This is a genomic window from Nocardioides renjunii (genome assembly GCF_034661175.1).
GTDB lineage: Bacteria > Actinomycetota > Actinomycetes > Propionibacteriales > Nocardioidaceae > Nocardioides > Nocardioides renjunii.
The window spans coordinates 1,169,484-1,194,579 of record NZ_CP141058.1 but is presented as its reverse complement, the minus strand read 5'-3'; the positions used below and the strand labels follow the sequence as shown (position 1 = coordinate 1,194,579).

The 25,096-nt window shown below is 71.7% G+C and carries 22 protein-coding genes; 8 read left to right on the top strand and 14 right to left on the bottom strand.

Annotated features, from left to right (window positions below; genetic code table 11):
- Positions 1-27 precede the first annotated feature (27 nt).
- The 4 genes from SHK17_RS05640 to SHK17_RS05625 form a co-directional block, all read right to left on the bottom strand.
- Positions 28-1,212: a Gfo/Idh/MocA family protein gene (locus SHK17_RS05640; protein WP_216652127.1), complete on the bottom strand. Its 1,185-nt coding sequence runs from the start codon at positions 1,210-1,212 to the stop codon at positions 28-30.
- A gap of 113 nt (positions 1,213-1,325) precedes the next feature.
- The gene (locus SHK17_RS05635; protein ID WP_322424723.1) at positions 1,326-2,402 is read right to left on the bottom strand and encodes a substrate-binding domain-containing protein; all 1,077 of its coding nucleotides are present in this window, start codon (positions 2,400-2,402) and stop codon (positions 1,326-1,328) included.
- A 154-nt stretch (positions 2,403-2,556) separates the two neighbouring features.
- Positions 2,557-3,654 carry an ABC transporter permease gene (locus tag SHK17_RS05630; protein ID WP_172270464.1) on the bottom strand — a complete coding sequence of 366 codons (1,098 nt, stop codon included), beginning with the start codon at positions 3,652-3,654 and terminating at the stop codon, positions 2,557-2,559.
- Complete coding sequence (locus SHK17_RS05625) at positions 3,651-5,240, bottom strand: sugar ABC transporter ATP-binding protein (protein WP_322921396.1); 1,590 nt, start codon at positions 5,238-5,240, stop codon at positions 3,651-3,653. Before SHK17_RS05625 ends, SHK17_RS05630 begins: the two co-directional genes overlap by 4 nt.
- A 96-nt stretch (positions 5,241-5,336) precedes the next feature.
- Between SHK17_RS05625 and SHK17_RS05620 the strand changes: the two genes are divergently transcribed.
- Positions 5,337-6,542 (top strand): ROK family transcriptional regulator, encoded by a 1,206-nt coding sequence (locus SHK17_RS05620; protein ID WP_322424725.1) that lies wholly within the window; start codon positions 5,337-5,339, stop codon positions 6,540-6,542.
- A gap of 23 nt (positions 6,543-6,565) precedes the next feature.
- On the opposite strand, the gene SHK17_RS05615 is transcribed toward SHK17_RS05620, so the two are convergent.
- Complete coding sequence (locus tag SHK17_RS05615) at positions 6,566-7,762, bottom strand: acyl-CoA dehydrogenase family protein (RefSeq protein ID WP_322921395.1); 1,197 nt, start codon at positions 7,760-7,762, stop codon at positions 6,566-6,568.
- Between the two features lie 116 nt (positions 7,763-7,878).
- On the opposite strand from SHK17_RS05615, the gene SHK17_RS05610 reads away from it, so the two are divergent.
- Positions 7,879-8,463, top strand: a complete 585-nt coding sequence (locus tag SHK17_RS05610; RefSeq protein ID WP_322921394.1) for a hypothetical protein — start codon at positions 7,879-7,881, stop codon at positions 8,461-8,463.
- Positions 8,464-8,480: 17 nt separating this feature from the next.
- Here SHK17_RS05610 and SHK17_RS05605 read toward each other — a convergent pair whose 3' ends face one another.
- From SHK17_RS05605 to SHK17_RS05580, 6 genes are all read right to left on the bottom strand, one after another.
- Positions 8,481-9,935, bottom strand: a complete 1,455-nt coding sequence (locus SHK17_RS05605) for a phospholipase D-like domain-containing protein (RefSeq protein ID WP_322921393.1) — start codon at positions 9,933-9,935, stop codon at positions 8,481-8,483.
- A gap of 36 nt (positions 9,936-9,971) precedes the next feature.
- Positions 9,972-11,030 carry a hypothetical protein gene (locus tag SHK17_RS05600; protein ID WP_322921392.1) on the bottom strand — a complete coding sequence of 353 codons (1,059 nt, stop codon included), beginning with the start codon at positions 11,028-11,030 and terminating at the stop codon, positions 9,972-9,974.
- Positions 11,027-11,239: a DUF6752 domain-containing protein gene (locus tag SHK17_RS05595; protein ID WP_172270452.1), complete on the bottom strand. Its 213-nt coding sequence runs from the start codon at positions 11,237-11,239 to the stop codon at positions 11,027-11,029. The genes SHK17_RS05600 and SHK17_RS05595 overlap by 4 nt, the downstream gene beginning before the upstream one ends.
- Positions 11,240-11,252: 13 nt before the next feature.
- Positions 11,253-12,818 (bottom strand): hypothetical protein, encoded by a 1,566-nt coding sequence (locus SHK17_RS05590; RefSeq protein WP_322921391.1) that lies wholly within the window; start codon positions 12,816-12,818, stop codon positions 11,253-11,255.
- A gap of 29 nt (positions 12,819-12,847) precedes the next feature.
- Positions 12,848-14,005, bottom strand: a complete 1,158-nt coding sequence (locus SHK17_RS05585) for an endonuclease/exonuclease/phosphatase family protein (protein ID WP_322921390.1) — start codon at positions 14,003-14,005, stop codon at positions 12,848-12,850.
- A 113-nt stretch (positions 14,006-14,118) separates the two neighbouring features.
- Positions 14,119-16,011 (bottom strand): endonuclease/exonuclease/phosphatase family protein, encoded by a 1,893-nt coding sequence (locus SHK17_RS05580; RefSeq protein WP_322921389.1) that lies wholly within the window; start codon positions 16,009-16,011, stop codon positions 14,119-14,121.
- 181 nt (positions 16,012-16,192) lie between these two features.
- Here SHK17_RS05580 and SHK17_RS05575 point away from each other — a divergent pair, with 181 nt between their 5' ends.
- From SHK17_RS05575 to SHK17_RS05560, 4 genes are read left to right on the top strand one after another with little or no spacing between them, the layout of a single operon-like run.
- Positions 16,193-17,473 carry a magnesium transporter MgtE N-terminal domain-containing protein gene (locus tag SHK17_RS05575; protein WP_322921386.1) on the top strand — a complete coding sequence of 427 codons (1,281 nt, stop codon included), beginning with the start codon at positions 16,193-16,195 and terminating at the stop codon, positions 17,471-17,473.
- Positions 17,470-18,009, top strand: a complete 540-nt coding sequence (locus SHK17_RS05570) for a DUF1003 domain-containing protein (protein ID WP_322921384.1) — start codon at positions 17,470-17,472, stop codon at positions 18,007-18,009. Before SHK17_RS05575 ends, SHK17_RS05570 begins: the two co-directional genes overlap by 4 nt.
- Positions 18,010-18,041: 32 nt before the next feature.
- Complete coding sequence (locus SHK17_RS05565) at positions 18,042-19,202, top strand: Mrp/NBP35 family ATP-binding protein (protein ID WP_322921382.1); 1,161 nt, start codon at positions 18,042-18,044, stop codon at positions 19,200-19,202.
- Between the two features lie 18 nt (positions 19,203-19,220).
- Positions 19,221-19,541: a sec-independent translocase gene (locus tag SHK17_RS05560; protein WP_172270438.1), complete on the top strand. Its 321-nt coding sequence runs from the start codon at positions 19,221-19,223 to the stop codon at positions 19,539-19,541.
- Here SHK17_RS05560 and SHK17_RS05555 read toward each other — a convergent pair.
- Together SHK17_RS05555 and SHK17_RS05550 are read right to left on the bottom strand one after the other, a co-directional pair.
- Positions 19,520-20,083 (bottom strand): hypothetical protein, encoded by a 564-nt coding sequence (locus tag SHK17_RS05555; protein ID WP_322921379.1) that lies wholly within the window; start codon positions 20,081-20,083, stop codon positions 19,520-19,522. The genes SHK17_RS05560 and SHK17_RS05555 overlap by 22 nt on opposite strands.
- Before the next feature lie 67 nt (positions 20,084-20,150).
- Positions 20,151-20,801 (bottom strand): hypothetical protein, encoded by a 651-nt coding sequence (locus SHK17_RS05550; RefSeq protein WP_322921377.1) that lies wholly within the window; start codon positions 20,799-20,801, stop codon positions 20,151-20,153.
- 203 nt (positions 20,802-21,004) lie between these two features.
- Between SHK17_RS05550 and SHK17_RS05545 the strand changes: the two genes are divergently transcribed.
- Entirely contained in the window at positions 21,005-21,658 is a 654-nt protein-coding gene (locus SHK17_RS05545; RefSeq protein ID WP_322921375.1) for a LysM peptidoglycan-binding domain-containing protein, read from the top strand.
- Positions 21,658-22,176, top strand: a complete 519-nt coding sequence (locus SHK17_RS05540; protein ID WP_322424732.1) for an Rv3235 family protein — start codon at positions 21,658-21,660, stop codon at positions 22,174-22,176. Before SHK17_RS05545 ends, SHK17_RS05540 begins: the two co-directional genes overlap by 1 nt.
- Positions 22,177-22,197: 21 nt before the next feature.
- Here SHK17_RS05540 and secA read toward each other — a convergent pair whose 3' ends face one another.
- Entirely contained in the window at positions 22,198-25,086 is a 2,889-nt protein-coding gene (secA, locus tag SHK17_RS05535; RefSeq protein WP_322921373.1) for a preprotein translocase subunit SecA, read from the bottom strand.
- Between the last annotated feature and the right edge of the window lie 10 nt (positions 25,087-25,096).

Genomic DNA, 25,096 nt, shown 5'->3' with positions numbered 1-25,096 from the left:
TGCTGATGGTGGCCGGCGGGGCGCCGCTCAGCGGGGGATGTCCTGCCAGGCGTTGGTGTCGGAGCTCGTCTCCACCGCGGCGAGGACCCGCTGCACGCGGAGGCCGTCGGCGAAGGACGGAGCCGGGTCGTTGCCGGCGGCGATGTCGTTGACGAGGTCGACGACCTGGTGGGTGAAGCCGTGCTCGTAGCCGATGAGGTGGCCCGGCGGCCACCACGCCTCGACGTAGGGGTGCTGCGCCTCCGTGACCAGGATGCGCCGGAAGCCGGCGGTGCCGGCGTCCTCGGTGCCGTCGAAGAAGTGCAGGATGTTCATGTCCTCGAAGTCGAAGGCGAGGCTGCCGGCGGAGCCGTTGATCTCGACCCGGATCGCGTTCTTGCGGCCGTTGGCGAAGCGGGTCGCCTCGAAGACCCCCATCGCTCCCCCGTCGAACTCGGCGAGGAACGTCGCGGCGTCGTCGACGGTGACCGTGCCGGTCCCCGTCCCGGCCGTCCCGGACAGCCCCGAGTGCTCGCTGGGCAGCGGGCGCTCCTCGACGAAGGTCCGCAGCCGGCCCGAGACCCGGCGGATGCTGTCGCCGGTGATGAACTGCGCCAGGTCGATGATGTGGGCGCCGATGTCGCCGAGCGCGCCGGAGCCGGCCTGCGACTTGTCGAGGCGCCACGACATCGGCGCCTCCGGGTCGACGATCCAGTCCTGGAGGTACTGCGCGCGGACGTGGTGCAGCGTCCCGAGCCGTCCCTCGCTGACGAGCTGGCGGGCGAGGGCGATCGCGGGGACGCGGCGGTAGGTGAAGCCGACCATCGACCGGACGCCGTGGGCGGCGGCGGCCTCGGCGGCGCGCACCATCGCCTCGGCCTCCTCGACCGTGTTGGCCAGCGGCTTCTCGCACAGGACGTGCTTGCCCGCCTCCAGCGCCGCGATGGCGATCTCGGCGTGGGTGTCGCCGGGGGTGCAGACGTCGACGAGGTCGATGTCGTCGCGGGCGACCAGCGCCTTCCAGGACGTCTCGGTGGACTCCCAGCCCAGGCGGTCGGCGGCCGCGGCGACGCGGCCGGCGTCGCGGCCGGCGAGGGCCCTCATCCGCGGGCGGATCGGCAGGTCGAAGAATCGGGGCGCGCTGCGCCAGGCCTGCGAGTGGGCGGCGCCCATGAAGGCGTAGCCGACCATGCCGACCGCGAGGTCGCCGGTGCCGTCGGAGGTGGTGGTCATCGGACTCCTCGTACGAGTTCGGTGGAGCGATCAGGATCGGTCGAGCGATCCGTCCCGGTCGGGGACGGAGGACCGCGGCGGCTCCCGGAGGACCGGGAGCCGCCGCGGGTCTGTCAGGACTCGAAGGCCGAGTCGATGAACTGGTCGACGTTCTCCGACGTCACGACCGGTGCGTAGAGCTGCACCATGCGGGGCACCTCGACCTCGACCAGGTCGCCCATGGCCTTCTCCTGCACGAGCAGGCGGGCCAGCTTGACGCCGTCGGCGCCCTGCGTCGACGGGTAGATGACGGTCGCCTTGAGGACACCGCTGTCCTCCTGGATCGAGCGCATGGCGTTGGCCGAGCCGGCGCCACCGACCATCACGAACTCGTCGCGACCGGCGTTCTCGATGGCGGCCAGGACGCCGACGCCCTGGTCGTCGTCGTGGTTCCACAGGAAGTCGATCTTCGGCTCGGCCTGCAGCAGGTTGGACGCGACCTCCTCGCCGCTCTCGACGGTGAACTCGGCCGCCTGGCGGGCGTCGACGTCGAGGCCGCACTCGGACAGCGCGTCCTCGAAGCCCTGGCTGCGGTCCTGGGTCAGCGGCAGCGAGTCGATGCCGGCGATCTCGGCGACGATGGCGTCCTCGTTGCCACCGGCCTGCTCGCAGACGTACTGGCCGGCGGAGACACCCATGCCGTAGTTGTCACCGAGCACGGTGACGCGGGCGGCGTTGGGGTCGTCGAACTCGCGGTCGACGTTGATGACCGGGATGCCGGCCTCCATGGCCTGCATCGCGACGGGGGTCATCGCCGCGCCGTCGAAGGGCAGCAGCACGATGGCGTCGACGCCGTCGTTGATGAAGGTCTCGACCTGGCTGATCTGCAGGTTGACGTCGTTGGTGCCCTCCGCGATCTGCAGGTCGAGGTCGGGGTACTCCTCGGCGAGGTCGCGGACGTTGTTGGTGATGGCGGCCATCCAGCCGTGGTCGGCGGCGGGCGCCGAGAAGCCGATGGTGACCGTGTCACCCTCCTCGTCGTTGCTGCCGGCGGCGGCGGCCGGGGCGGCGTCGCTGCTGCTGTCCTCGTCGTTCGAGGCGTCCTCGGCGCTGCCGGTGCAGGCCGTCAGGGCGAGGACGGCGACCGCGCCGACCACGAGGCCGGGGTAGCGGCGGCTCTGCTGCCGTCGGGAAGTGGTGCGCAGTCGCATGGGGTGTGCTCCTTGTTTCTGGGATGGGTGCCGTGCTGAACCGAGCGGTGGATGCTGCTCCAGGTGGTGCGGTCGTGCGGTGCTGCGGTGCTGCGGTGCTGCGGTGCTGCGGTGGTGCCTGTGGTGCGGTGGTGTGGCCCGAGCCGTGGGCGTGCTAGGTCGAGGTCGTACGCCGGGCCAGCCGCTGCTGGAGCAGCACGGCGACGACGATGATGATCCCCTTGGCGACCGCCTGCGTGGAGCTGTCCTGGTTGTTGAGGACGAAGACGTTGCTCAGGGTGCTGAAGATGAGGACGCCGAACACGGTGCCGACGATGGTGCCGCGCCCGCCGGTGAGCAGCGTGCCGCCGATGACGACGGCGGCGATGGCGTCGAGCTCGATGAGCGTGCCGTGCGTCGAGCTGCCGGTGGACGTGCGGCCGATGAACATGAGGGCCGCGAGGCCGCAGCAGAGCCCGACCAGCACGTAGAGCATCATCGTGTGCCGGTTGACGTTGATGCCCGCGAGCCGTGCCGCCTCGGGGCTGCCGCCGACGGCCAGGGTGCGCCGACCGAACGTGGTGCGGTTGAGCAGCACCCACCCGCCGACCGACACGACCGCGAAGATGACCACCAGGATCGGGACGCCAAGGATGTCGGCCGTGAAGACGTCGCGGAACCCCTCGACGGTGACGATCTGGGTGCGTCGCTCCGAGATGATCTCCGCCAGTCCGCGCGCGGACGCCAGCATGGCGAGCGTCATGATGAAGGGGACGATCTTGCCGTAGGCGATCAGCACGCCGTTGATCAGCCCGCAGGCCCCGCCCACCGCCATGGCCACAAAGACCATGACCAGCCAGTGGGTGTCGGTGGCCATCGTCTGCGTGGCGAAGGTGGTCGCCCACACGGACGCGAGCGCGAGGATCGCACCGACGGACAGGTCGATGCCGCCGCCGATGATGACGAAGGTCATGCCGATGCTGACGACCCCGACGATGGACGCGAAGCGCAGGATCGTCAGGACGTTGTCGATGCTGGCGAAGCGGTCACCGGTGGTGGCGACGCCGACGACGCAGATGATCAGCAGCGCGACGACGAGGCCGAGGTTGCGCCCGAAGGGGCCGCTCATCAGTCCCGCGCCCCGGTTGGCCGACTCGCTCTCGGCGGCGGCCTGCTCCACCTTGATGGTGTCGCCGGACGGAGCCACGGTGTTCTCCACGGCACCCAGGTCGGGCGCCTCGTGGGCCCCGGGACTCGTGTGGTGCTCGCTCATGCGGCAGTTCCTTTCATGACCAGATCAAGGACACGGGACTCGTCGATCTCGCTCGACGGTCCCTCGTGCACGACTCGGCCCTCGCGGACCACCAGCACCCGGTCCGCGAGCCCGAGCACCTCCTCGACCTCGCTCGAGACGACGACGACGGCGACGCCGGAGTCGGCCAGCGCACGGACGACGGCATAGATCTCGGCGCGGGCGCCGACGTCGACGCCCCGGGTGGGCTCGTCGAGCAGCAGCACCTGGCACTCCCGGAGCAGCCAGCGCGCGAGGACGACTTTCTGCTGGTTGCCGCCCGAGAGCAGCCGGACCAGCCGGTCGACGCCCGCGGGGCGTACGTCGAGCGACTCGGTGACCTCCTTGGCGCGGCGGCGTTCCTCGCCGCTGTCCAGGAAGCTCAGGCGGGCGAAGCGGCCCAGCGTCGAGATGGTGATGTTGCTGTAGACGGCCTGGTCGAGCAGCAGGCCCTGGCTCTTGCGCTCCTCCGGGGCCAGACCGAGTCCGGCCTTCACGGCGGCGGGGACCGACCCGCGGCGCAGCTCGCGCCCGTTGACGCGCACGGTGCCGGCGGAGGGACGGCGTGCGCCGTAGACGGTCTCGAGGATCTCGGAGCGGCCGGCGCCGACGAGCCCGGCGAGGCCGACGATCTCGCCCGCGTGGACGCTCAGGTCGACACCCGAGAAGACGCCGGGGAGCTCGAGGCCGCTGACCTCGAGGACGGGCTGGCCCGAGACCGGCGCGGTGCCGGAGCGCGGGGGGAAGACGTACTCGATCGAGCGCCCCGTCATCAGCTTGATGAGGTCGGCGGTCGGGGTGTCTGCCACCGCGAGGCCCGAGGCGACGGTGCTGCCGTCCTTGAGCACGGTGATGCGGTCGCCGATCTGGCGGATCTCCTCGAGCCGGTGGGAGATGTAGACGACGGCCACGCCCTCGGCGGTGAGGTCGCGGATGACGCGGAACAGGTTGTCGACCTCGCCCTGGTCGAGGACGGCCGACGGCTCGTCGAGGATGAGCAGGCGGGTGTCCTGCGAGAGCGCGCGGGCCATGCTGACGATCTGCTGGGCGGCGGGGGTGAGCCGGCCGACCTCCCGGGTCGCGGGGATCTCGCCGTGCCCGAGGCGCGCGAGCAGGTCGGCTGCCGCGCGGTTGGTCTGGCCGCGCTGGATCATGCCCGCCGAGGACAGCTCGTGGCCGAGGAAGATGTTCTCCGCGACGGTGAGGCCCGGCACGAGGTCGAGCTCCTGGTAGATCGTGGAGATGCCCAGCTTCATCGCCGACTGGGTCGTGGTGAGCGTGACCGGTCGGTCCTCCCAGAGGATCTCGCCCTCGTCGGGCTGGTAGCTGGCGGACAGCACCTTGATGAGGGTCGACTTGCCGGCACCGTTTTGCCCCAGCAGGCAGTGCACCTCGCCGGCGCGCACGTCGAGGTCGACGCCGCCCAGCGCGAGCACGCCCGGGAACCGCTTGACGATGCCGCGCATCTCGAGGAGCGGGGTCGAGGAGGATCGAGGAGCGCCGGCCGACGCGGACGCGCCGCTGACCGGCCCGCCCTCGCCCCGCACAGGCTCATGTGAGGAGGACACGGGCAGAACTGTGGCATGCGTCACCCGCTTTTGTCGAGCACCCGTCAAAAGACTCACCTCTATTGCGGAAAGCGCTGCATGTGCTTGACTCACTCCGTGCGCACGGGTGAACTCTTCGATCTCCTCCGCGACGGAAGACCGTGGACCCGGGCCCAGCTGGCCGAGGCGACCGGCCTCGCCCGCTCCACCGTCACCGCGCGGATCGACACGCTGACGCGGCTCGGGCTGGTCGCGCCCTACGGCGGCGCGCGCTCGACCGGCGGCCGACCGCCGGCCCTCTTCGCGCTGAACGCCGCCGCCAAGCTGGTCGTGGGCGTCGACATCGGCGCCACCCACGCACGCGCCGCGCTGACCGACCTCAACGACGTGATCCTGGGCGAGGTCGACACCCGCATCGCGGTGGCCGACGGTCCGGACGCGGTGCTGTCGTGGGTGGTCGAGTCGGTGCGCGACCTCGTCGAGGCGAGCCAGCGACCGATCGAGGACCTCGCCGCGATCGGCATCGGCCTGCCCGGACCGGTCGAGCACTCCACCGGCCGGCCGATCAACCCGCCGATCATGCCCGGGTGGGACCGCTACGACGTCCCCGGCCACCTCCAGCAGCACTACCCCGTCCCGGTGCTCGTCGACAACGACGTCAACATCATGGCGCTGGGCGAGCGGCGCCGGCACCTGCGCGACGTCGACGACCTCGTGCTCATCAAGGTCGCCACCGGCATCGGCGCCGGGATCGTCTCCGGCGGGATCCTCCAGCGCGGCGCGCAGGGCACGGCCGGCGACCTCGGGCACGTGCGGGTGCCCGGCGCCGACGACGTGCCGTGCCGCTGCGGCAACTCCGGCTGCCTCGAGGCCGTGGCTGCCGGGCCCGCGCTCGCCGCAGCCGTGCGCGCCCAGGGCGAGCCGGCCGAGACCGGCAGCGACGTGGTCGAGCTGGTCCGCTCCGGCAGCCAGCCCGCCATGGCCGTCGTCCGCCAGGCCGGTCGCGACATCGGCGAGATCGTGGCCACGATGGTCAACCTCATCAACCCGTCAGTGGTCGTGATCGGCGGCCAGGTCGCCGGCGCCGGCGAGCACCTGCTCGCCGGGATCCGCGAGTCGGTCTACCAGCGCTCCCTGCCGCTGGCCACCGAGCACCTGCGCATCGTGACGTCCCGCGCGGGTGGCGAGGCGGCCGTGCTGGGCGCCTCCGCGCTGGCCATCGAGCACGTCCTGTCCCCCGACGTGGTCGAGGCGGCCAGCGAGGCCCTCGCCGCGGCGGACGCGGCCGCGGGCATGCCCGTCGGTGTGGCCGTCGCCCAATAGGGCGTGGTGCCCGACCCGGACGCTCAGCGCAGCTGGTAGTCCTTGAGCAGGCTGCGGCCGATGATCATCTTCTGGATGTCGGACGTGCCCTCGCCGATGAGCATGAACTTGACCTCGCGCATGAGGCGCTCGATCTCGTACTCCTTGGAGTAGCCGTAGCCGCCGTGGATGCGGAACGCGTCCTCGACCACCTCGTTGGCGTACTCGCTCGCGACCATCTTGGCCATGCCGGCCTCGACGTCCATCCGCTGGCCGGTGTCCTTGAGGCGGGCGGCCTTGACCATCATCGTGTGCGCGACCTCGACCTTGGTGGCCATCTCCGCGAGCCGGAACAGCACGGCCTGGTGCTCGGCGATCGGCTTGCCGAAGGTCCTGCGCTGCTGGGCGTAGGCGATGGCGAGCTCGAAGCCGCGCCACGCCAGCCCGCAGGCACGGGCCGCGACGTTGACGCGGCCGACCTCGACGCCGTCCATCATCTGGAAGAACCCCTTGCCGGGCTCGCCACCGAGGACCTGGTCGGCGGCGATCCGGTGGCCCTCGAGGATGAGCTCGGTGGTCTCGACGCCCTTGTAGCCCATCTTCTCGATCTTGCCGGGCACGGTGATGCCCTGGGCGGTCTCGCCGAACCCGGCCTCCTTCTCCACCAGGAAGGTCGTCATGTTCTTGTAGACGCTCTCGGCGCCCTCGTCGGTCTTGGTGAGCACCGCGACGAGCGTGGAGGTGGCGCCGTTGGTCAGCCACATCTTCTGGCCCGTGATGGCATAGGACCCGTCCTCCGCGCGCGTGGCCTTGGTCGAGACCGCCGACACGTCGGAGCCCAGCCCCGGCTCGGACATCGAGAACGCGCCCCGCACCTCGCCGGTCGCCATCCGCGGGAGGTACTTCTGCTTCTGCTCGTCCGTGCCGTGCTGGATCAGCATGTAGGCCACGATGAAGTGGGTGTTGATCACGCCCGAGACACTCATCCAGCCCCGCGCGATCTCCTCGACCACGAGGGCGTAGGTCAGCAGCGACTCCCCCAGCCCGCCGAACTCCTCGGGGATCGTCAGCCCGAACACCCCGAGCTCCTTGAGGCCCTCGATGATCTCGGTGGGGTACTCGTCGGCGTGCTCGAGCTCCTGCGCCACCGGGATGATCTGCTCGTCCACGAACTGCCGTACGGCCTTGAGGATCTCGATCTGGTCCTCGGAGAGGCCGTCGGTCTGGCAGAGGCGGGGCATGTGATGGCTCCTGGGCGCTCGCGGCTGGATCGCTCGGAGTCTAGTTACTGGTCGTTCACCTGGGCAGGGCTCGCGTCCGAGACCGTTGTCACACGCCTGCGTGAGACACTCGGGGCATGCGACTGCACCGTGCGATCGGACCGGCCCTCGGCGTCTCCCTCGTCCTGCTCGCCGGCGCGTGCGGCGACGACACCGGCTCCTCGGCCGACGACCCGGCCGCGTCGGAGACGCCCTCGGCGAGCGAGTCCCCCGCGCCGGTGGACCCCGTCGACTTCGGCGACGAGCCCGCGCTCGAGCCCCGCTACAAGAAGGCCGCGCTCCGGGCGGTCGACGACGACCTCATCACGATGGTCCCGACCGTGTTGCCCGAGGGCTGGGAGACGATGGGCGGCGGCTACACGCCCGACCCGCAGTGGTGGCGCATGGAGTTCACGGCGCCGACCGGCGAGGTGGTCCTCGACCAGATGCCGGGCAAGGCCGCCGACGTCCTCGCCGAGGCGGGCCTCACCGCCGGCGACGACGTGGACCTCTCGGACTGGGGCACCGGTCCCTGGTCGTCGTGGGACCACGACGGCGCGTCCGTCCTGGCCTACGACCTCAAGGGCAGCACGGTGGTGCTGCAGGGGCCCGACCAAGAGACCGTGCGCGGCCTGGCCGAGTCCCTCCTGCCGGCCGAGGACGCGGGCGAGCAGGAGGGCTGAGGGCTGAGGGCCGACCCTCAGTCGTTCTCCCAGGTGGAGCCGCCGCCGCGGAGCCCGTCAGGCTCGACGGTCACCATCGGGTCCACCCCGACCCGGCGGCCGTCGACCATCCGCCACGACGAGTACGTCGTGGTGTAGGCGTCGCGGCTGAACGGCTTCTTCCACATCAGGTTGAAGTTGTCGAGGTAGTCGCGGACCACGCCACGCCCGTGGATGGTGAAGAGGATCTCGTCCTGCGGCGTGCCGAGGCTCGACCAGTTGGTCGACCCGGTCCACACGATGTTGCTGTCGATGACGCCCTTGTAGGAGCCGCGCAGCACGAAGTACTTGTGGTGGGTGTAGCGCTCGATCGCCTCGGGCATGCTGTCGATCTCGGGGTCACCCGTCGGCACGTCGTCGCGGAGGTTGAAGCCGGTCGACCGCAGCGGCACGCGGCCGCGGGCCGTCGGCGCACCGATGTGCTGCTTGGTGTGGAAGCCCATCAGGCCGTAGTTGACGCGGAGGTTGCACCCCTGGGCGTAGAGGTCGCGCAGCTTGTCGGCGATGTAGTTGCCGCGGCCGCCGCGCATCGTGTGCATGGACAGGCGCAGCATGGTGCGCTTCTGGAAGCCGCCCGGGTCGGTGTAGACGCACTGCACGTTGTTGAGGATGTCGAGGACGACGTCCTTGGTGGGCGTCGTGTGCCGCGGGAAGACGACGTTGTGGTACTTCTGCATGTCGCCGGCCGGGCAGACCCGCCCGCTGTCGCAGAAGGTGTAGGAGGCGCGGCGCTTGTCCCAGTCGGGGCGCATGTCGTTGAAGAGGGCCTCGAACTGGTCGAACAGGGTCTTCTTGCCGGCCGTCGTCCAGAGGTCGTTCCACTGCCAGCGCACCGCGTTGAGCGTCATGTTCTGCGAGCCCAGCATGACGACGTTGCGGTTCCGACCGGTGCGGCTGAACAGGTAGAACTTGCTGTGCAGGTTGTTGTACTCGTTCTCGTCGGCGCGGCAGCCGGACACGCAGCGCTTGAGGAAGCTGGACTTCTTGGTGTTGTTGCCGAGCACCCGCTGGATGCGGACCTGCGCGCCGGTGACGAGGTGGTCGTTGAGCAGCACCTGCACCTTGACGCCGCGCTTCTTGGCGCGGATGAGCGCGTCGGCGAACGCGCCGCGGTCGAGGGAGTAGGCCGAGATGATGATCTTCTCGCCACGCGGCGTGTTGCGGATCGCGCGGAGCAGGTGGCGCTCGATGACGAAGCGGTCCTTCGGGACCATCGGGTTGTTGAACTTGGTCCCGACGGGGACCTTCCACTTCTTGTTGGGCTTGCCGGGCTTGCGTGCCGCCGCGGCGGCCAGGCCGGCGGCGGCCGGCTGCGCGGCCGCGGCGGCGCCCGCCGCAGGACCGGCACCGGCCCACGAGGACCCGCTGACGGGCGCGACCAGCGCGGCCGTCAGGCCACAGGCTGCGATCAGGGCAATGAACTTGGAACGCACGCGACAACTCCCTCGGGGTGCCCCTCGGCACCCGGGTCAGTGACTTCCCCGGGTCCGCGGCGGCACGTCACCCGTGCTCGCGCGGACGTCTGCGACGATATCAGCGACCAGGCGGGAGGCCGATTCGAGAAGCTCCTCGGCGGTGACCGTGCCGGGCAGCCGGCCCGCGCCGCCCGGCCCCCTCTCCACCCCCAGGGAGGAGAGGTCACCCAGGACGTGGAAGCCGCGGTCGGTGACGATCTCGACGGCGGCGCGGTCGAGCTCGGCGAAGCGTGCCAGGTGGTGCTCGGGCAGTCCGCCGCGCTCGCGCGGCTGCCGTGCCAGCAGGTCCTCGGCGAGGTAGCCGCGGATCCAGACACCGCGGTCGTGGGCGGAGTACGACGGCAGGTGGCGGTTGACCAGCCGCAGCGTCTCGATCTGCACGATGCCGAGCGCCGGGTTGGCGGCCTCGGTGGGCGCGTCGACCGCGTCGGGGTCGACGCCCAGCACCTCGGCGAAGTGGCGCCAGTGCAGGTCGCGCGGCTCCCCCGGTCCGGGCATCACGAGGACGTGGACGCGCTCGCCCGGCAGGTCGGGAGTCCACCGCTCGAGGACGCCCGCGAGGTCCCAGGTGCGCATGCTGAACTCCGGGCCGCCGGCCGCCGTGCCCGCCATCACGGAGTCGAGGTCGACGGTGCTGCCGTTCTTGACCGACTCCTGCCACCCCGCCGACACCACGCTCGCGGCGTCGCGAGCGGTGACCACGAGGTGCACCTCGGCGCCGGGGAAGCTCGCGACGGCACGCGCCGCCTGCGCCCGGCTGGCGCCGCAGAAGAACTCGTGGGTCAGCAGGACGTCGCCGGAGTGGGCGGACGCCTGGTCGACGAGCCGCTGCCAGGCGCCCGGGGCGTCGGGGTGGCGGCGGGCCAGCCGCGGCCGCTCCTGGAGGTCGAGCGCGGCCCAGAGGTGCTCGCGGTGGCCGAAGCCCGGCACGAGCACGCCGGCTTCGCGCAGCCGCTCGCGGTTGCCCCAGACCACCTGCTGGAGGTACGTCGTACCGGTCTTGGGGAGCCCGATGTGGAGGAACACCCGGCGCGGGCCGCCGGCTGTGCTCACGAGAAGTCCCCGCGGTACTTCCCCAGCAGCTCCTCCAACCTCTCCTCGTCGCGGGCGGCGACGGGCAGCAGCAGCTCGCTCACCACGTCGGTCAGCTCGGCCAGGCGCACGTTGAGCGCCCGGTTCTCCTGCACGGCCTCCTCCAGAGCGGCGACCCTCTGCTCGAGGTCACCGCCCTCGGAGCCATGCCGGTTCCTGCGTCCGAACATGCCTGCTCCCACCTCACGCGTTCCAGTCGATGATTATCCGGCAGACCTGCGATCCGTCCGGGCCCGGCGAGACGCGCTCGCGCACCTGCTCGAGGACCCGGCCACCGGACTCGGCCACCTCGGCGGCGACGACGGCCGGGTCGAGGGCCTTGCGGGCGCCCGTACGACGAGGGTAGCCGTCGCGGCCGCGCTCGCTGAGGAACTGCAGGTGCAGGGCCCCGGAGGTGCCGGCGAGCATCATCCGCGCGGAGCGGAGCATGTTGAGCCGGCCGCGCCGCCCCAGCCGCTCGATGACGTGGACGCAGCCGACGGCACGCGGACCCGGCGTGCGGGCCACCCACGCCGAGACGGCGAGGACGTGGCGCAGCTCGAGCAGGTTGAAGAGCTGGAAGGTGACCCGCGGGTCGTCGGCCCGGCGCTCGGCCTCCTCGGCGTAGGCGAAGGGCTGGAAGTCCAGCCCGATGGCCGAGGTGCCGCGGTCGGCGAACCAGGCGACGTCCGCGCCGCGTCCGCAGCCGATGTCGACGTACGTCGCGAGGTCGGGGTGCCGCTCGGCGACCTGGTGGGCGACCGCCGAGACGGGAGCCGGCTGGTTGAACGTGCGCTTGTGGTAGCCGTGCCAGCCGGCACGACCGGTGCGCATGCCGCGGAACCAGCCGTTGAACAGCTCGATGGTGCTGGCCGGCGTGGTGAACTTGTAGGCCGGGTCGGGCACGCGCCAGTGGGGACCGTAGGTCGCGGTGAGGAAGCGGTCGGTGTCGGCCGGCACCGGGAACTCGCGTCCCTCGAGCGAGGCCGTGCCGAGGGGGTGGATCCAGTCGCGCTCGAAGGGGACCGCGATCTCGCCCATGAGGTAGAGGACCCCGTCGCGCATGAAGCCGCCGAAGACGTCGAGGCCACGGTCGAGGCCGTCGCTCTCCGCGACGTGGACCTTGAGCGCGATGGCGGAGTAGCGGGTCACCCGGTAGCCCATGTCGGTGAGCGCCCGCTGGATCCGGAACGACTCGCGGATCACGTCGACCGGGTGGTCGTGGGCGCTGACGTAGCCGAGGTCGGCGTCGCTGTCGTGGCCGATCAGGCCGCCGTCGCGGATGGCGCCGAGGGCGGTGCCGTAGGCGAGGAACGCGTCGAGCCCCACCTCGCGCAGGGCGCCGAGCACCTCCTCGATGGCGTCGAGCAGCGGCTCGACCTGGGCGGCGTCGCGGGTGTCGAAGGTCTCGACCAGCTTGAGCGACTTGTCGAGGCTCAACGGCCGGCCGGCCGGGTTGACCACCTCGATGCGACCCGGGTGGTCCCCGAACTGCACCGTCTCCTCGTGCAGGACGGTGCCCGTTCCGGGATCGGTCAGCGTCACCTCGGTGACGCCGTCGAGGAAGGGCCGCAGCGGCTTGGGCCACCGCGCGAGGACGCCGTCCTCGCGCTCCTCGCCGTCGCGGTGCAGCCAGAACGACCAGATGCGCCGGCCGTCGAAGGCGACGTCGACCAGCTGCTCGCGCGGGCTGGCCATCAGGACCCCGTCGACGTCGATGCGGTGCACGTCCAGCCCGCCCGAACGCCGCAGCTGGCCCAGTGACTTCACGCGGCGGAGTATATCGAGCGCGGACCCGCTCACTCGACCTCGGTCAGCGTGGCCTGCGCGTGGACCAGGTTGTGGTCCGAGGCCACGCCGGTGCCGGTCACGGCGTAGCCCTCGAAGGCCACTCCGGTCGACCCGAAGATCCAGTCGACCTGCATGCTCGGCGGCGGGGCGCACCCACCGGCGGAGCTGCCGCCCGCCGCTGCGCTGAAGACGCCGCCGGCGGTGAACCGGCAGAAGATCTCCGAGCGCTCGTTGAAGTCGCCGGTGACGATGACGGGATGGCCGTCGCGGGCGTGCAGCTCGGTGAGGTGGGCGATCTCGATGCCCGCCGCCATCGAGCGCCAGTGCGCGTTGTTGCCCAGGCGCGGCGTGTCGGCGGGGTTGTGGAAGTTGGCGAACCAGGCCCGCCGGCCGGTCGTGGTGGACTCGAGCAGCACCACCGGCATGTCGATGCGGCTGCCCCCGGCGTAGGGGATGGACAGCGTGTGCGCCTCGACGAGGCTCCACATGCTCGAGCGCCACGCGATGTTGAAGCGCACGGACTTGTCCCCGAGCGCGAGGCCCGGGTAGAGGGCGTACTCGCCGGCGCGGGAGGTGAACATGTTGTGCTGGGTCGACTCGAACTCCTGGAAGCCCACCACGTCGATGCCGTTGTTGCGCAGCGCCGCGATGGCCATGTCCATGCGCGGTCCGGCGTCGGGGAAGCCGGGCTTGTTGCCGCCCGGACCGGTGTGGGAGTCACCCAGCACGTTGTAGGTGGCGACCCGGAACTCCAGCGTCTGGGCGCGACGCTCCTGGCGCTCGAGCTGCCGGGACACCTGCTGGGCCAGCCGGCGCTGGGCGGCGCGGAAGCGGCGTACGGACCGGTCGAGCGCCGCGGTGGCCGACTTGCCGTCGGCGGTCCCGGGCTCCGCCTCGGGTCCGACGTCGAGGCCGTCGTCGGAGCCGGACTGCCCGTCGCCCCCGTCACCCCCGTCACCCCCGTCACCGTCCGGTCGCTCGGACCGCGGCACCTCCGTCGGCTCCGCGCTGGTCCGGTCGGTCGCGGTGCTGCCGGGTCCGGGACCCGCGAAGAACGAGGTCCACACGACCACGACCACCAGCACGATCGCCAGGACGGGTGCCCACACGCCGGGCGGGGGCCACCGCAGCCCACGAGCGCTCAGGGAGAACCGACTGACCTTCACGGACACCTTCTGGGGGACGTGAGCCGCACGTCGCGGCCACGTCGCCAGGAGCGCGCGACCGGCTCTGGAGGGGCCAGCCTAACGGGAGCCCACCACCACGTCCCAACCTTTGCTCAGGAGCCGGGCACCGCCAGCGGGTCGAAGGCCGAGAAGCGCTGCTCGGGGTCCATGGTCGCGCCCGGCACCGGCGGGAGCCCGAGGGAGCGCGTCACCAGGTTGGCGAGGTCGCCGACCCGGATGGGCTGGTCACCGGAGTAGGGCACCTGCGCCTCGCCGGGCTCGGTGAACGCCGGGTTGAGCGAGTACAGGCTGCTGCCGGCGGCGACGCCGGGGCCGGTCACCCACATCGGGACGCGGTAGCTCTGCTTCCAGGTGGTCGAGGAGCCCTTGGACCGCTGCGCGCCACCGGTGCCGGTGACGACCAGGAGCGTCGTGCCGGCCATGGCCGGCTGCTTGTCGATGCCGCGACGGATCGCTGCGACCTTCTGGAAGGCCTTGCGGACGGCCTTCTGGTAGGCCGGACCGTTCCAGCCCTCGGCCAGCGCGGTCTTCGCCACCCCGCCGAGCTCGATGACGCTGAGCTGGCTCGGCTTGCGGCCGATGTTGTCGCGCCACCAGCCGACGGAGGCGGCGTCGTCGCGCTTGACCTTGAACCGGTCGATCTTGGCGGTCCCGTCGTCCTTGCCGTAGGGGTCCTTGCCGCCCGTCTGCTTGTTCCAGCTGCGTCGGAGCAGGTCGGTCTGCGAGCGGCTCGAGACGAACGTCGTGCGGTAGGAGTTGTTGTGGGCGAGGTCGAAGATGCCGGAGACGTACTGCCCGGCCGACTGGTGCACCGTCGAGGGGAGGGCCTTCGTGGAGCCGACGCCGTGGCCGCCCTGCTTGGGGAACACGCGCCGGCCGGTGAGCAGCGAGACGAGGTTGGCGTCCGGGCCGGTGTTCTCGGCGACCGTCCGGGCGTTCAGCGTCGAGGCGCCGTTGGCGGACAGGCGGCCGAGCTCGGCGACGTCGGGAGCGAGGCTCCGCGCGACGGTGGACGTCAGGCCCGGCACCGCCACGACGACGACGTGGTCGACGGCCGGCGGGGCCGAGGCCGGGACGACGGCGTTGGCGTAGTAGAGCGGGTGGTCGCTGGTCTGTGAGACGTAGTCGTTCCACAGCCGGGTGTAGCCGTTGAAGTAGACGTTCTTGGTGCCCAGGATCCAGTCGATCGCGCCGCCGGCCGGGGCCGAGCAGCTCGTGCCGTCGGTCCAGCCGCCGCTCGCGGACCACATGTCGGCGGCCATCGCGACCGAGCAGTAGTAGCGGGCGCGGTCGTTCTTGTCGCCCAGGGAGATGAACGCCGCGTCCGGGTGCGTCGCCCGCAGCTCGTTGGCGAGCGCAGCCTCCATCGCGAAGCCGGCGTCGCGCCACTGCTGCGCCGGGCCGCGGACGTCGGCGGGGTTGTGGGTGTTGAAGAACCACACCCGACGGCCGGTCTCGATGTTCTGCAGCAGGACGGCCGGCATCCGGCTGGGCGCGCCGGAGAAGTACGGGATCGGGAGCGTGCGGGACTCGAGCAGCTGCCACACGTCGGTGCGCCACCCGATCGAGTTGACCGAGGGCCCCACCGTCGCGTCGAGGCCGGGGTAGGTCTGCCAGGACGTCCCGGTCAGCTCCTGGAACCGCGTCGCCTGCGGCGGCTGGAACTCCTGGAAGCCCACCACGTCGAGCTCGTGCTCGCCGATGAGGCTGACCACGCGGTCCATCCGGACGACGCCCGGGTCCCAGCCCTTGCGGTTGCCGCCGGGGGCCGTGTGGTCGGCTCCGAGGACGTTGAAGGTGCCGACGCGGAACGCCGTGGCCGGCGTGGTCTGGAGGGCATCGTCGGTGACGGCGACGGCGGAGGCGGACGACACCCCGCCGGCAGGGGCGAGGGCGAGCCCGGTCGCGAGCGTCAGGGCCACGGCGCCGAGGCGCCGGGCGGGACGGGACGGGCGCGGGAGGCGGAACAGGGACGAGCCGAACATGACGTGGGGCCTCACAGTCGTCGGGGAAGTGGCGTTTGTCGAGGTGACCCGACCGGGCCCCGGAGCACACGGGCCCGGGCTCGATCGATGTGACAGGAGTGACTCCTGCGGCGCAAGCGTAACATCAGGTGCCCGGTGTGGGCCCGACTCCGCGCGTTGCCCGCACGCTACGGTTGCGGACGTGAGCACCACCCCGACCCGCGTCTTCGTGGCCCGGCTCGTCGGGCTGCCGATCTTCGACCCCCAGGGCGACCAGGTGGCCAAGGTGCGCGACCTGGTCGTCGCGCTCCGCACCGAGACGAGCCAGCCGCGGGTGCTCGGCATGGTCGCCGAGGTCTTCGGCCGGCGCCGGATCTTCGTGCCGATGACCCGGATCACCGCCATCGACAGCGGCCAGGTGCACACGACGGGCCTGCTCAACATGCGGCGCTTCGAGCAGCGCTCGACCGAGACGCTCGTCATGGGGCAGATGCTCGACCGCACCGTGTCGATCAAGGACCCGGGCAGGGGCGAGCCCATCACGGGAGTCGTCTACGACGTCGCGATGGAGCAGGCCCGCAACCGCGACTGGGTGCTGTCCCGGGTCGCCGTCCGCGAGCCGAGCAAGGGCTTCCGGCGCCGCGGCCAGACCCACGTCGTGGAGTGGCGCGACATCACCGGCCTCACCCGGCAGGAGCCGACGCAGGGCGCCACCCACCTCATCGCCGCGCTCAACGACATGCGGCCCGCCGACGCCGCCAACATGATCCACGACCTGCCGCCCGAGCGGCGTACGGCCGTGGTGGCCGCCCTCGACGACGAGCGCCTGGCCGACGTGCTCGAGGAGCTGCCCGAGGAGGACCAGGTCGAGATCCTCGAGCACCTCGACTCCGAGCGCGCCGCCGACGTGCTGGAGGAGATGTCGGCCGACGACGCCGCCGACCTCATCGCCGACCTCAACCCGGAGACCGCGGCCACCCTCCTCGGGCTGATGGAGCCCAACGAGGCCGAGGACGTCCGGCGCCTGATGTCCTACGAGGACAACACCGCCGGCGCGATGATGACGCCGGAGCCCGTGATCCTCTCCCCCGACGCCACCATCGCCGACGCGCTCGCCCACGTGCGCAACCCCGAGCTCACCCCCGCGCTGGCCGCGCTGGTCTACGTCTGCCGCCAGCCGCTCGAGACGCCGACGGGCAGGCTGCTCGGCGCCGCCCACATCCAGCGGCTGCTGCGCGAGCCGCCCTCGACCCTGGTCGCGGCGGCGCTCGACGACTCGATGGACCCGCTGCGCGCCGACGCCTCGATGGACCAGGTGGCCGCCCACCTGGCGACCTACAACCTCGTCGCCGCCCCCGTGGTCGACGACGAGGGCCGGCTGATCGGCGCGGTCACCGTCGACGACCTGCTCGACCACATGCTGCCCGAGGGCTGGCGCGACCGCGCCCCGCGACCCGGGCCCATCGCCGGGGGCACCCGATGACCGATCGCCGGGTGCGCCTCGACACCCCCCGCGAGAGCCGGCGCCAGATCGTGCGCCGCCCCACCGTCGACGCGGACACCTTCGGCGTCTTCGCGGAGTCGTTCGCCCGCTACATGGGCACGGCGAAGTTCCTGCTGTGGATGACGATGTTCGTCGCGGCCTGGGTGCTGTGGAACGTGCTCGCGCCCGCGGACCTGCGCTTCGACGAGTTCCCGTTCATCTTCCTGACCCTCATGCTCAGCCTGCAGGCGTCGTACGCCGCTCCCCTGATCCTGCTCGCCCAGAACCGCCAGGAGCAGCGCGACAAGGTGGTGGCCGAGCAGGACCGCCAGGCCAACGCCCGCGCCCACGCCGACATGGAGTTCCTCGCCCGCGAGGTCGCCTCGCTGCGCATGGCCGTCGGCGAGGTCGCGACGCGCGACTTCCTCCGCTCGGAGCTGCGGGGCCTGCTCGGCGACATCGAGGAGCTCTCCCGCACCGAGCCGGAGGACCCGGCCCAGGCTCCGCCGGACTGGGTGCAGCGGCCGGGACAGTGATCCTTCGGGGTCGGCTCGTAGACTGGACCATCATGAGCACCCCCACGCAGCAGCAGGTGATGGACGCGCTGGCGACCGTCAACGACCCGGAGATCAAGCGCCCCATCACCGAGCTCGGGATGGTGGACTCCGTCGAGGTCGGGCCGGACGGATCGGTGCAGGTCCACGTGCTCCTCACGGTGGCGGGGTGCCCCCTCAAGGACACGATCAACCGCGACGTCACCGCCGCCGTCACCAAGGTCCCCGGCGTCGCCGCGATCGACCTCACCCTCGGCGTGATGAGCGCCGAGCAGCGCGCCGGCCTCAAGGAGATCCTCAGCGACGGCCGTGCCCAGCGCGAGATCCCCTTCGCCCAGCCCGGCTCGCTGACCAAGGTCTACGCGATCGCCAGCGGCAAGGGCGGCGTCGGCAAGTCGTCGGTCACGGTCAACCTCGCCCTCGCGCTGGCCCACCAGGGCCTCAAGGTCGGCATCGTCGACGCCGACATCTACGGCCACTCGGTCCCGGCGATGCTGGGCATCGCCGACGCCCGTCCGACGCAGGTCGACGACCTGATCATGCCGGTGCCGACGGCGAGCGGCGTCTCGGTCATCTCGATCGGCATGCTCAAGCCGCGTCGCGACCAGGTGGTCGCCTGGCGCGGCCCCATGCTCGACCGGGCGCTGGTCCAGATGCTCGCCGACGTCTACTGGGGCGACCTCGACGCCCTGCTCCTCGACCTGCCCCCCGGCACCGGCGACGTAGCCATCTCGCTCGGCCAGCACCTGCCCAGCGCCGAGGTCATCGTGGTCACCACCCCGCAGGAGGCGGCCGCGGAGGTCGCGGAGCGCGCCGGGACGATGGCCTCGATGATGCACCAGCGCGTCATCGGCGTCGTCGAGAACATGAGCTACCTCCCCTGCCCCCACTGCCCGCCGGAGGACGACCACCGGCTCGAGGTGTTCGGCACCGGCGGCGGCACCCGCGTGGCGCAGACGCTGTCGGAGCGCTTCGGCTACGACGTGCCGGTGCTCGCACGGATCCCCCTCGACATCTCGCTGCGCGAGGGCGGCGACGTCGGCAAGCCGATCATCGAGGCCGACCCCGCCGCCCCGGCGGCACGCGAGCTGGCCTCGGTCGCCCAGTCGCTGTCGGGCCGCGGTCGCGGGCTCGCGGGCATGCAGCTCGGCCTGACGCCCTCCAGCAAGTTCTGACCCAGTAGGTTCTGGGGCATGTTCGACGTCGGGCTCCTCGAGCTGGCCGTGATCGCCCTGGTGGCGGTCGTCGTGCTGGGTCCGGACAAGCTGCCCGACCTCGCCCGTCAGGCGGCCCAGCTGCTCCACCGCGCGCGCGGGCTGGCGCACAACGCCCGCGACGAGCTCCGCAACGAGCTCGGCCCGGACTACGCCGACCTGCAGCTGCGCGACCTCGACCCGCGCACGATCGTCCGCAAGCACATCACCGAGGCGATGGCCGAGGTCGACCGGGAGCAGGCCAGGAAGCCGACGCTCCCCGAGGGCCAGGTCCCGCCCTACGACGTCGAGGCGACCTGATCCTCGCGGCTCTGCACCGCGACCAGCGCCGAGAAGGGCACCAGCAGCACGCCGGCCGGCGCGTCCCCGGCGGTGCGGCACTCGGCGAAGTCCGCGCCCACGCGGTCGACGTACGCCTCGTGGCGGGTGCCGTCGGCCAGGTGCACCAGGCACCGCTCCCCGGCCTCGGCCAGGCGGCGCAGCGCGGCCCGGAGCCCGAGCCGGTCCACCGGTGACCACGCGACCTCCGGCACGGATCGCTCGCTGGCGCCGCGGACGCCGACCACCGCGCCCAGCGGCACCAGCCAGTCCTGGCCGGTGCCGCTGAGCAGGCACCACTCCGACGCCATCCGGTCGAGCCGGCCCTCGATGCGGCCGAGGTGCGGGAGGTCGAGGGCGACCACCTGCCCCCGGGACGCCATCAGCCGGCTGGCCAGGGTGACCGCGCCGTACTCGCTGCGGGCCCGGTCGGCGAGCTCCGCCTCGCGGTCGGACTCCCACGCCGCTGCCGCCTGTCCCTCGAGGTCGTCGAGGAGGGCGAACAGCTCGTGCTCCCAGGGCATGCAGGGACTGTAACGACGCGGGAGGTGGAGTGGGAGGCCCGTCGCGAGGACGGCCGGGTGGACGGGGTCAGAGGTTCACGGGCCGGAGCACGAAGGTGATGCCGTGCGCGATCTGTGCGTTGCCCCGGTTGATGTCGAGCGCGAACGGGTTGACGATCGGGTCGGCATCGTCGGGATCCTGGTCGCGCAGGCCGATGAGCGGCAGGTAGCGGCTGTAGACGCGGACACCGATCACGGGGCCGAGGGCGGTCGTCAGATCCGCCCCGTCGGCGCGGACGGCGTCACGGGCGGTGATCGTCGCCCCCGGCACGACGTGGTAGAGCAGCACGTCCTCCACCGTCTCGATCCCGAGCCCGGCCGTCGCGGCGAACACGTCGGCCTCGCTGCGCACCCACTGCCCGGTGAGGTCCTTGACGAGGAGCTGGAAGGCCCGGTCGTTGGGCAGGAAGGCGGTCAGCGGGACCGTGCCGTCGGTGAGCAGTCGCACCGGGCTGTCGGCATCGGCGTCGGCCGCGATCACGGCCAGCACGGCCTCGGTGACGATGTCGTAGTCGTGCCAGTTGCGGTCGAACTGGTTGCCGTCGGACGTCAGCACGGCGGCGAGGCTGCGAGTACCAGGAGGCCCGTCGCCGGTGGCGCCGGCAGCACCTGCGGGTGCGACCAGCGCGGCGGCGAGGGGTACGGCCAGGCTCACGGCGAAGCGGCGGAACAGTCTCATGGTCTCGTCCTCTCGTCAGTGACCGCGATCTGCGGCACACCTGCTTCTCCGTCCGAGGTGCGCGGGTGGATGCACTCGGGCGGGTCGGCTCAGGACGCCCCCGTGTGCTGGCCCTCCCCCTCCACAGGCCACGCGCAACCGTTGACCGGCTCATGCTGCCAGGCGTTAAATGATGCAAACAGACGCAAACGAAGGGTTCGGCGGTGTCTCGGGACAGCAGCAGCAAGGGACGACCCGTGGTCGTCTGGGGCGCGGTGACCGCCGCGGCGGCCACAGCGGCCACCGTGCTGCCCGGCTCGTGGCACGCGGCCGCGAGCGGCGTGGGTGCCGGCCGCGTCGTGGACGTCGTGGTCGCCGGGTGCGCCCTCGCGCTGTGCGCAGCCCTCGCGTGGCTGTGGGCGGTGACCACCGCGACCGTCGTCGGGCTGCTGACCGGCCGGCTCCGCGAGGACGCGGCCGGCGCGACCCGGCGCCTCGTGCTCGCCGCGTGCGGCGTCGCCGTCGTGGCCGGCACCACGACCCCGGCCGTCGCCGACGGTCCCGAGCTGCTCGTCGGCCTGGCGCTGCCGGAGCGCGCGGTCGAGCCAGCGCCGCCGACCCCGCCGATCCGCCCGTCGCGGCGGCCGGGCCCGGCGGTCCACGTCGTCCGGTCCGGTGACTCGCTGTGGTCCATCGCGCGGGCGCACCCGGACGGCGGCTCCGTGGAGGCGCGGTGGCGCGCGATCTGGCGGGCCAACCGCGGCGTCGTGGGCGACGACCCCGACCTGATCCTCCCCGGGCAGGTGCTGCGCCTGCCCGACCAGCAGCCCCACCAGCAGCCCGACGACAAGCCCGACGAGAAGGACGGAGCACGATGATGAGCACACCCGACACCGCTGACGCCGAGGTCATCGTCCTCAGGCCGCCGGCCGCCCTGGCCAGCGTGCAGGGGTCGCTGGCCCTCGATCTGACGCCGCGCACCGCTCCCCCGCGACCCCGGTTGCGCAGCGCCCACGCCGTCGACCTCGTCGACGTCGCGGCCGCCGAGCGCCACCAGGTCGACGCCTTCGTCGGTCGGTGCCTCCAGGCACTGGTCGAGATCGCCGCCGGCGACCGGCCGGTGAGCCAGCTGCTGCGCCACACCGTGCCGGACGTCTACGAGGACCTGTCCGAGCGCGCCCGGACCGTCCGCGCCGCCGCCGGGCTCACGGCCGGGCAGGTCCGGGGACCGAACCCGGCCCGGCCCGTCGTGGTGGGCGTCCGGACCGCGCTGATCCGCCGCGACGCGGTCGAGGCCAGCGCGCACGTGCGCTACGGCCGTCGCTCCCGGGCGGTCGCCGCACGGTTCGAGGTCGTGCGCGACCGCTGGCAGTGCGTCGCGATCAGCTGGGGCTGACCGCTCGCGCCGACCGTCCGGTCAGCCGCCGACCGTGGCGCGACCGCTGGCGCCGCCGGGAGCGCCGTGGCAGCGCTTGAACTTCTGACCCGAGCCGCACGGGCACAGCGAGTTGCGACCGACGCCCGCGAACGGGTCGTCGCTGTCGGCCTCGGGAGCGGCGTGCACCTCGGCCTCGCCGTCCTCGGACGGAGCGCTGTAGGACAGGTTCTGCGTCCGCTTGGGCTTGTCGAGCCCCTTGGCCCGGATGGTGGGCTGCTGCGGCTGAGCCGGCTGTGCCGGCTGGGCCCCCGGTGCGTGGGCGGCGGCCTTGGCGAAGTCGATCTGCGGGGTGGCCACGGAGATCTGCGGCGCCTGCGGCGTCGTGACCTGGGCCTCCGGCTGCGCGTCGACGGCGGCGGCGTCGTCACCCTCGTCGTCGACCTCGACCTGGAGGTTGAACAGGAAGCCGACCGACTCCTCCTTGATGCCGTCCATCATGGCGGTGAACATGTCGAAGCCCTCGCGCTGGTACTCCACGAGCGGGTCACGCTGGGCGTACGCACGCAGCGAGATGCCCTCACGGAGGTAGTCCATCTCGTAGAGGTGCTCGCGCCACTTGCGGTCGAGGACCGACAGCACGACGCGGCGCTCGAGCTCGCGCTGCACCTCCTCGCCCATCTCGTCCTCACGGCGGTCGTAGGCCTCCTGCACGTCCTTCTGCAGGTCCTCGATGAGCTTCTCGCGGCTGATGTTCTCGAGGCCGCCGGCCTCCTTGATCACGCCGTCCTTGGTCAGCCCCACCGGGTAGAGCTGGCCGAGCGCGGTGAACAGGGCGTCGAGGTCCCAGTCCTCGGCGTAGCCCTCCGTGGCACCGCGGACGTAGCCGGTGATGACGTCGTCGATGAAGCCGCGGATCTGCTCGCCCAGGTCGGCGCCCTCGAGCACGCGGCGGCGCTCGGCGTAGATGACCTCGCGCTGCCGGCTCATCACGTCGTCGTACTTGAGCACGTTCTTGCGCGACTCGAAGTTCTGCGACTCGATGTTGGCCTGCGCGCCGGCGATGGCGTTGCTGACCCGCTTGGCGTCGATCGGCACGTCGTCGGGGACCCTGAGCACGGTGAGGATCCGGTCGACCCACTCCGACTTGAAGAGCCGCATCATCTCGTCCTGCAGCGACAGGTAGAACCGGGACTCGCCCGGGTCGCCCTGTCGGCCGGACCGACCTCGGAGCTGGTTGTCGATGCGGCGCGACTCGTGCCGCTCGGTGCCGACGACGTAGAGGCCGCCGAGGTCGCGGACCTCGTCGTGCTCGGCCGCCACCTGGGCCTTGATGCGCTCGACGGTGGCCGGCCAGGCCGCGTCGTACGCCTCCGGGGCCTCGACCGGGTCGAGGCCCTGCTGGCGCAGCTCCTGGTCGGCGAGGAAGTCGACCGACCCGCCGAGCATGATGTCGGTGCCGCGGCCGGCCATGTTGGTGGCGACGGTGACCGAGCCCTTGTGGCCGGCGAGCGCGACGACCTTGGCCTCGTCGGCGTGCTGCTTGGCGTTGAGGACGGTGTGCGGGATCCCGCGCCTCTTGAGCAGGTTGGAGAGGTACTCGGACTTCTCGACCGACACGGTGCCGATGAGGATCGGCTGGCCCTTGTCGTGGCGCTCGGCGATGTCGTCGGCGACGGCCTCGTACTTCGCCTCCTCGGTCCGGTAGACCAGGTCGACGTTGTCGACGCGCTGCATCGGGCGGTTCGTGGGGATCGGGACGACGCCGAGGCCGTAGATCTTGTCGAACTCGGAGGCCTCGGTCATAGCCGTGCCGGTCATGCCCGAGAGCTTGGCGTAGAGGCGGAAGTAGTTCTGCAGGGTGATCGTGGCGAGGGTCTGGTACTCCTCGCGGACGGTCACGCCCTCCTTGGCCTCGATGGCCTGGTGCAGGCCGTCGTTGTAGCGGCGGCCGGCCAGGATGCGGCCGGTGTGCTCGTCGACGATGAGCACCTCGCCGTCCATGACGACGTACTCCTTGTCGTTGCGGAACAGCTCCTTGGCCTTGATGGAGTTGTTGAGGAACGAGATGAGCGGGGTGTTGACCGAGTCGTAGAGGTTGTCGATCCCGAGGTGGTCCTCCACCTTGGTGATGCCCGGCTCGAGCACGGAGATCGTGCGCTTCTTCTCGTCGACCTCGTAGTCGGTGTCGCGGACCATCGAGCGCGCGATCTTGGCGAACTCGGCGTACCACTTGACCTCGTCCTGGGTCGGGCCGCTGATGATGAGCGGGGTCCGCGCCTCGTCGATGAGGATGGAGTCGACCTCGTCCACGATCGCGAAGTTGTGGCCGCGCTGCACGCACTCCTCGACCGAGTCGGCCATGTTGTCGCGCAGGTAGTCGAAGCCGAGCTCGTTGTTGGTGCCGTAGGTGATGTCGCAGCCGTAGGCCTCGCGGCGCTCGGCCGGGCGCATCGACGGCAGGATCACGCCGACGGTCAGGCCGAGGAAGTGGTGCACCCGGCCCATCTGCTCGGACTGGAACCTCGCGAGGTAGTCGTTGACCGTGACGATGTGCACGCCCTTGCCCTCGAGGGCGTTGAGGTAGGACGGCAGCACGGCGACGAGGGTCTTGCCCTCACCGGTCTTCATCTCGGCGATGTTGCCGAGGTGCAGCGCGGCGGCACCCATGATCTGCACGTCGAAGGGGCGCATGCCGAGCACCCGCTTGCTGGCCTCGCGGACCGTGGCGAAGGCCTCCGGCATGATGTCGTCGAGGGTCTCGCCGCCCGCCAGCCGCTCGCGGAACTCGTCGGTCATCGCGCGGAGCTCGTCGTCGGTCATCTTGACGAAGTCGTCCTCGATGGCGTTGACGGCCTTGGAGATGGCTTCCAGCTCGCGGAGGATCTTGCCCTCGCCGATGCGGAGCAGCTTGTCGATGATGGCAGGCACGAGTGGTAAC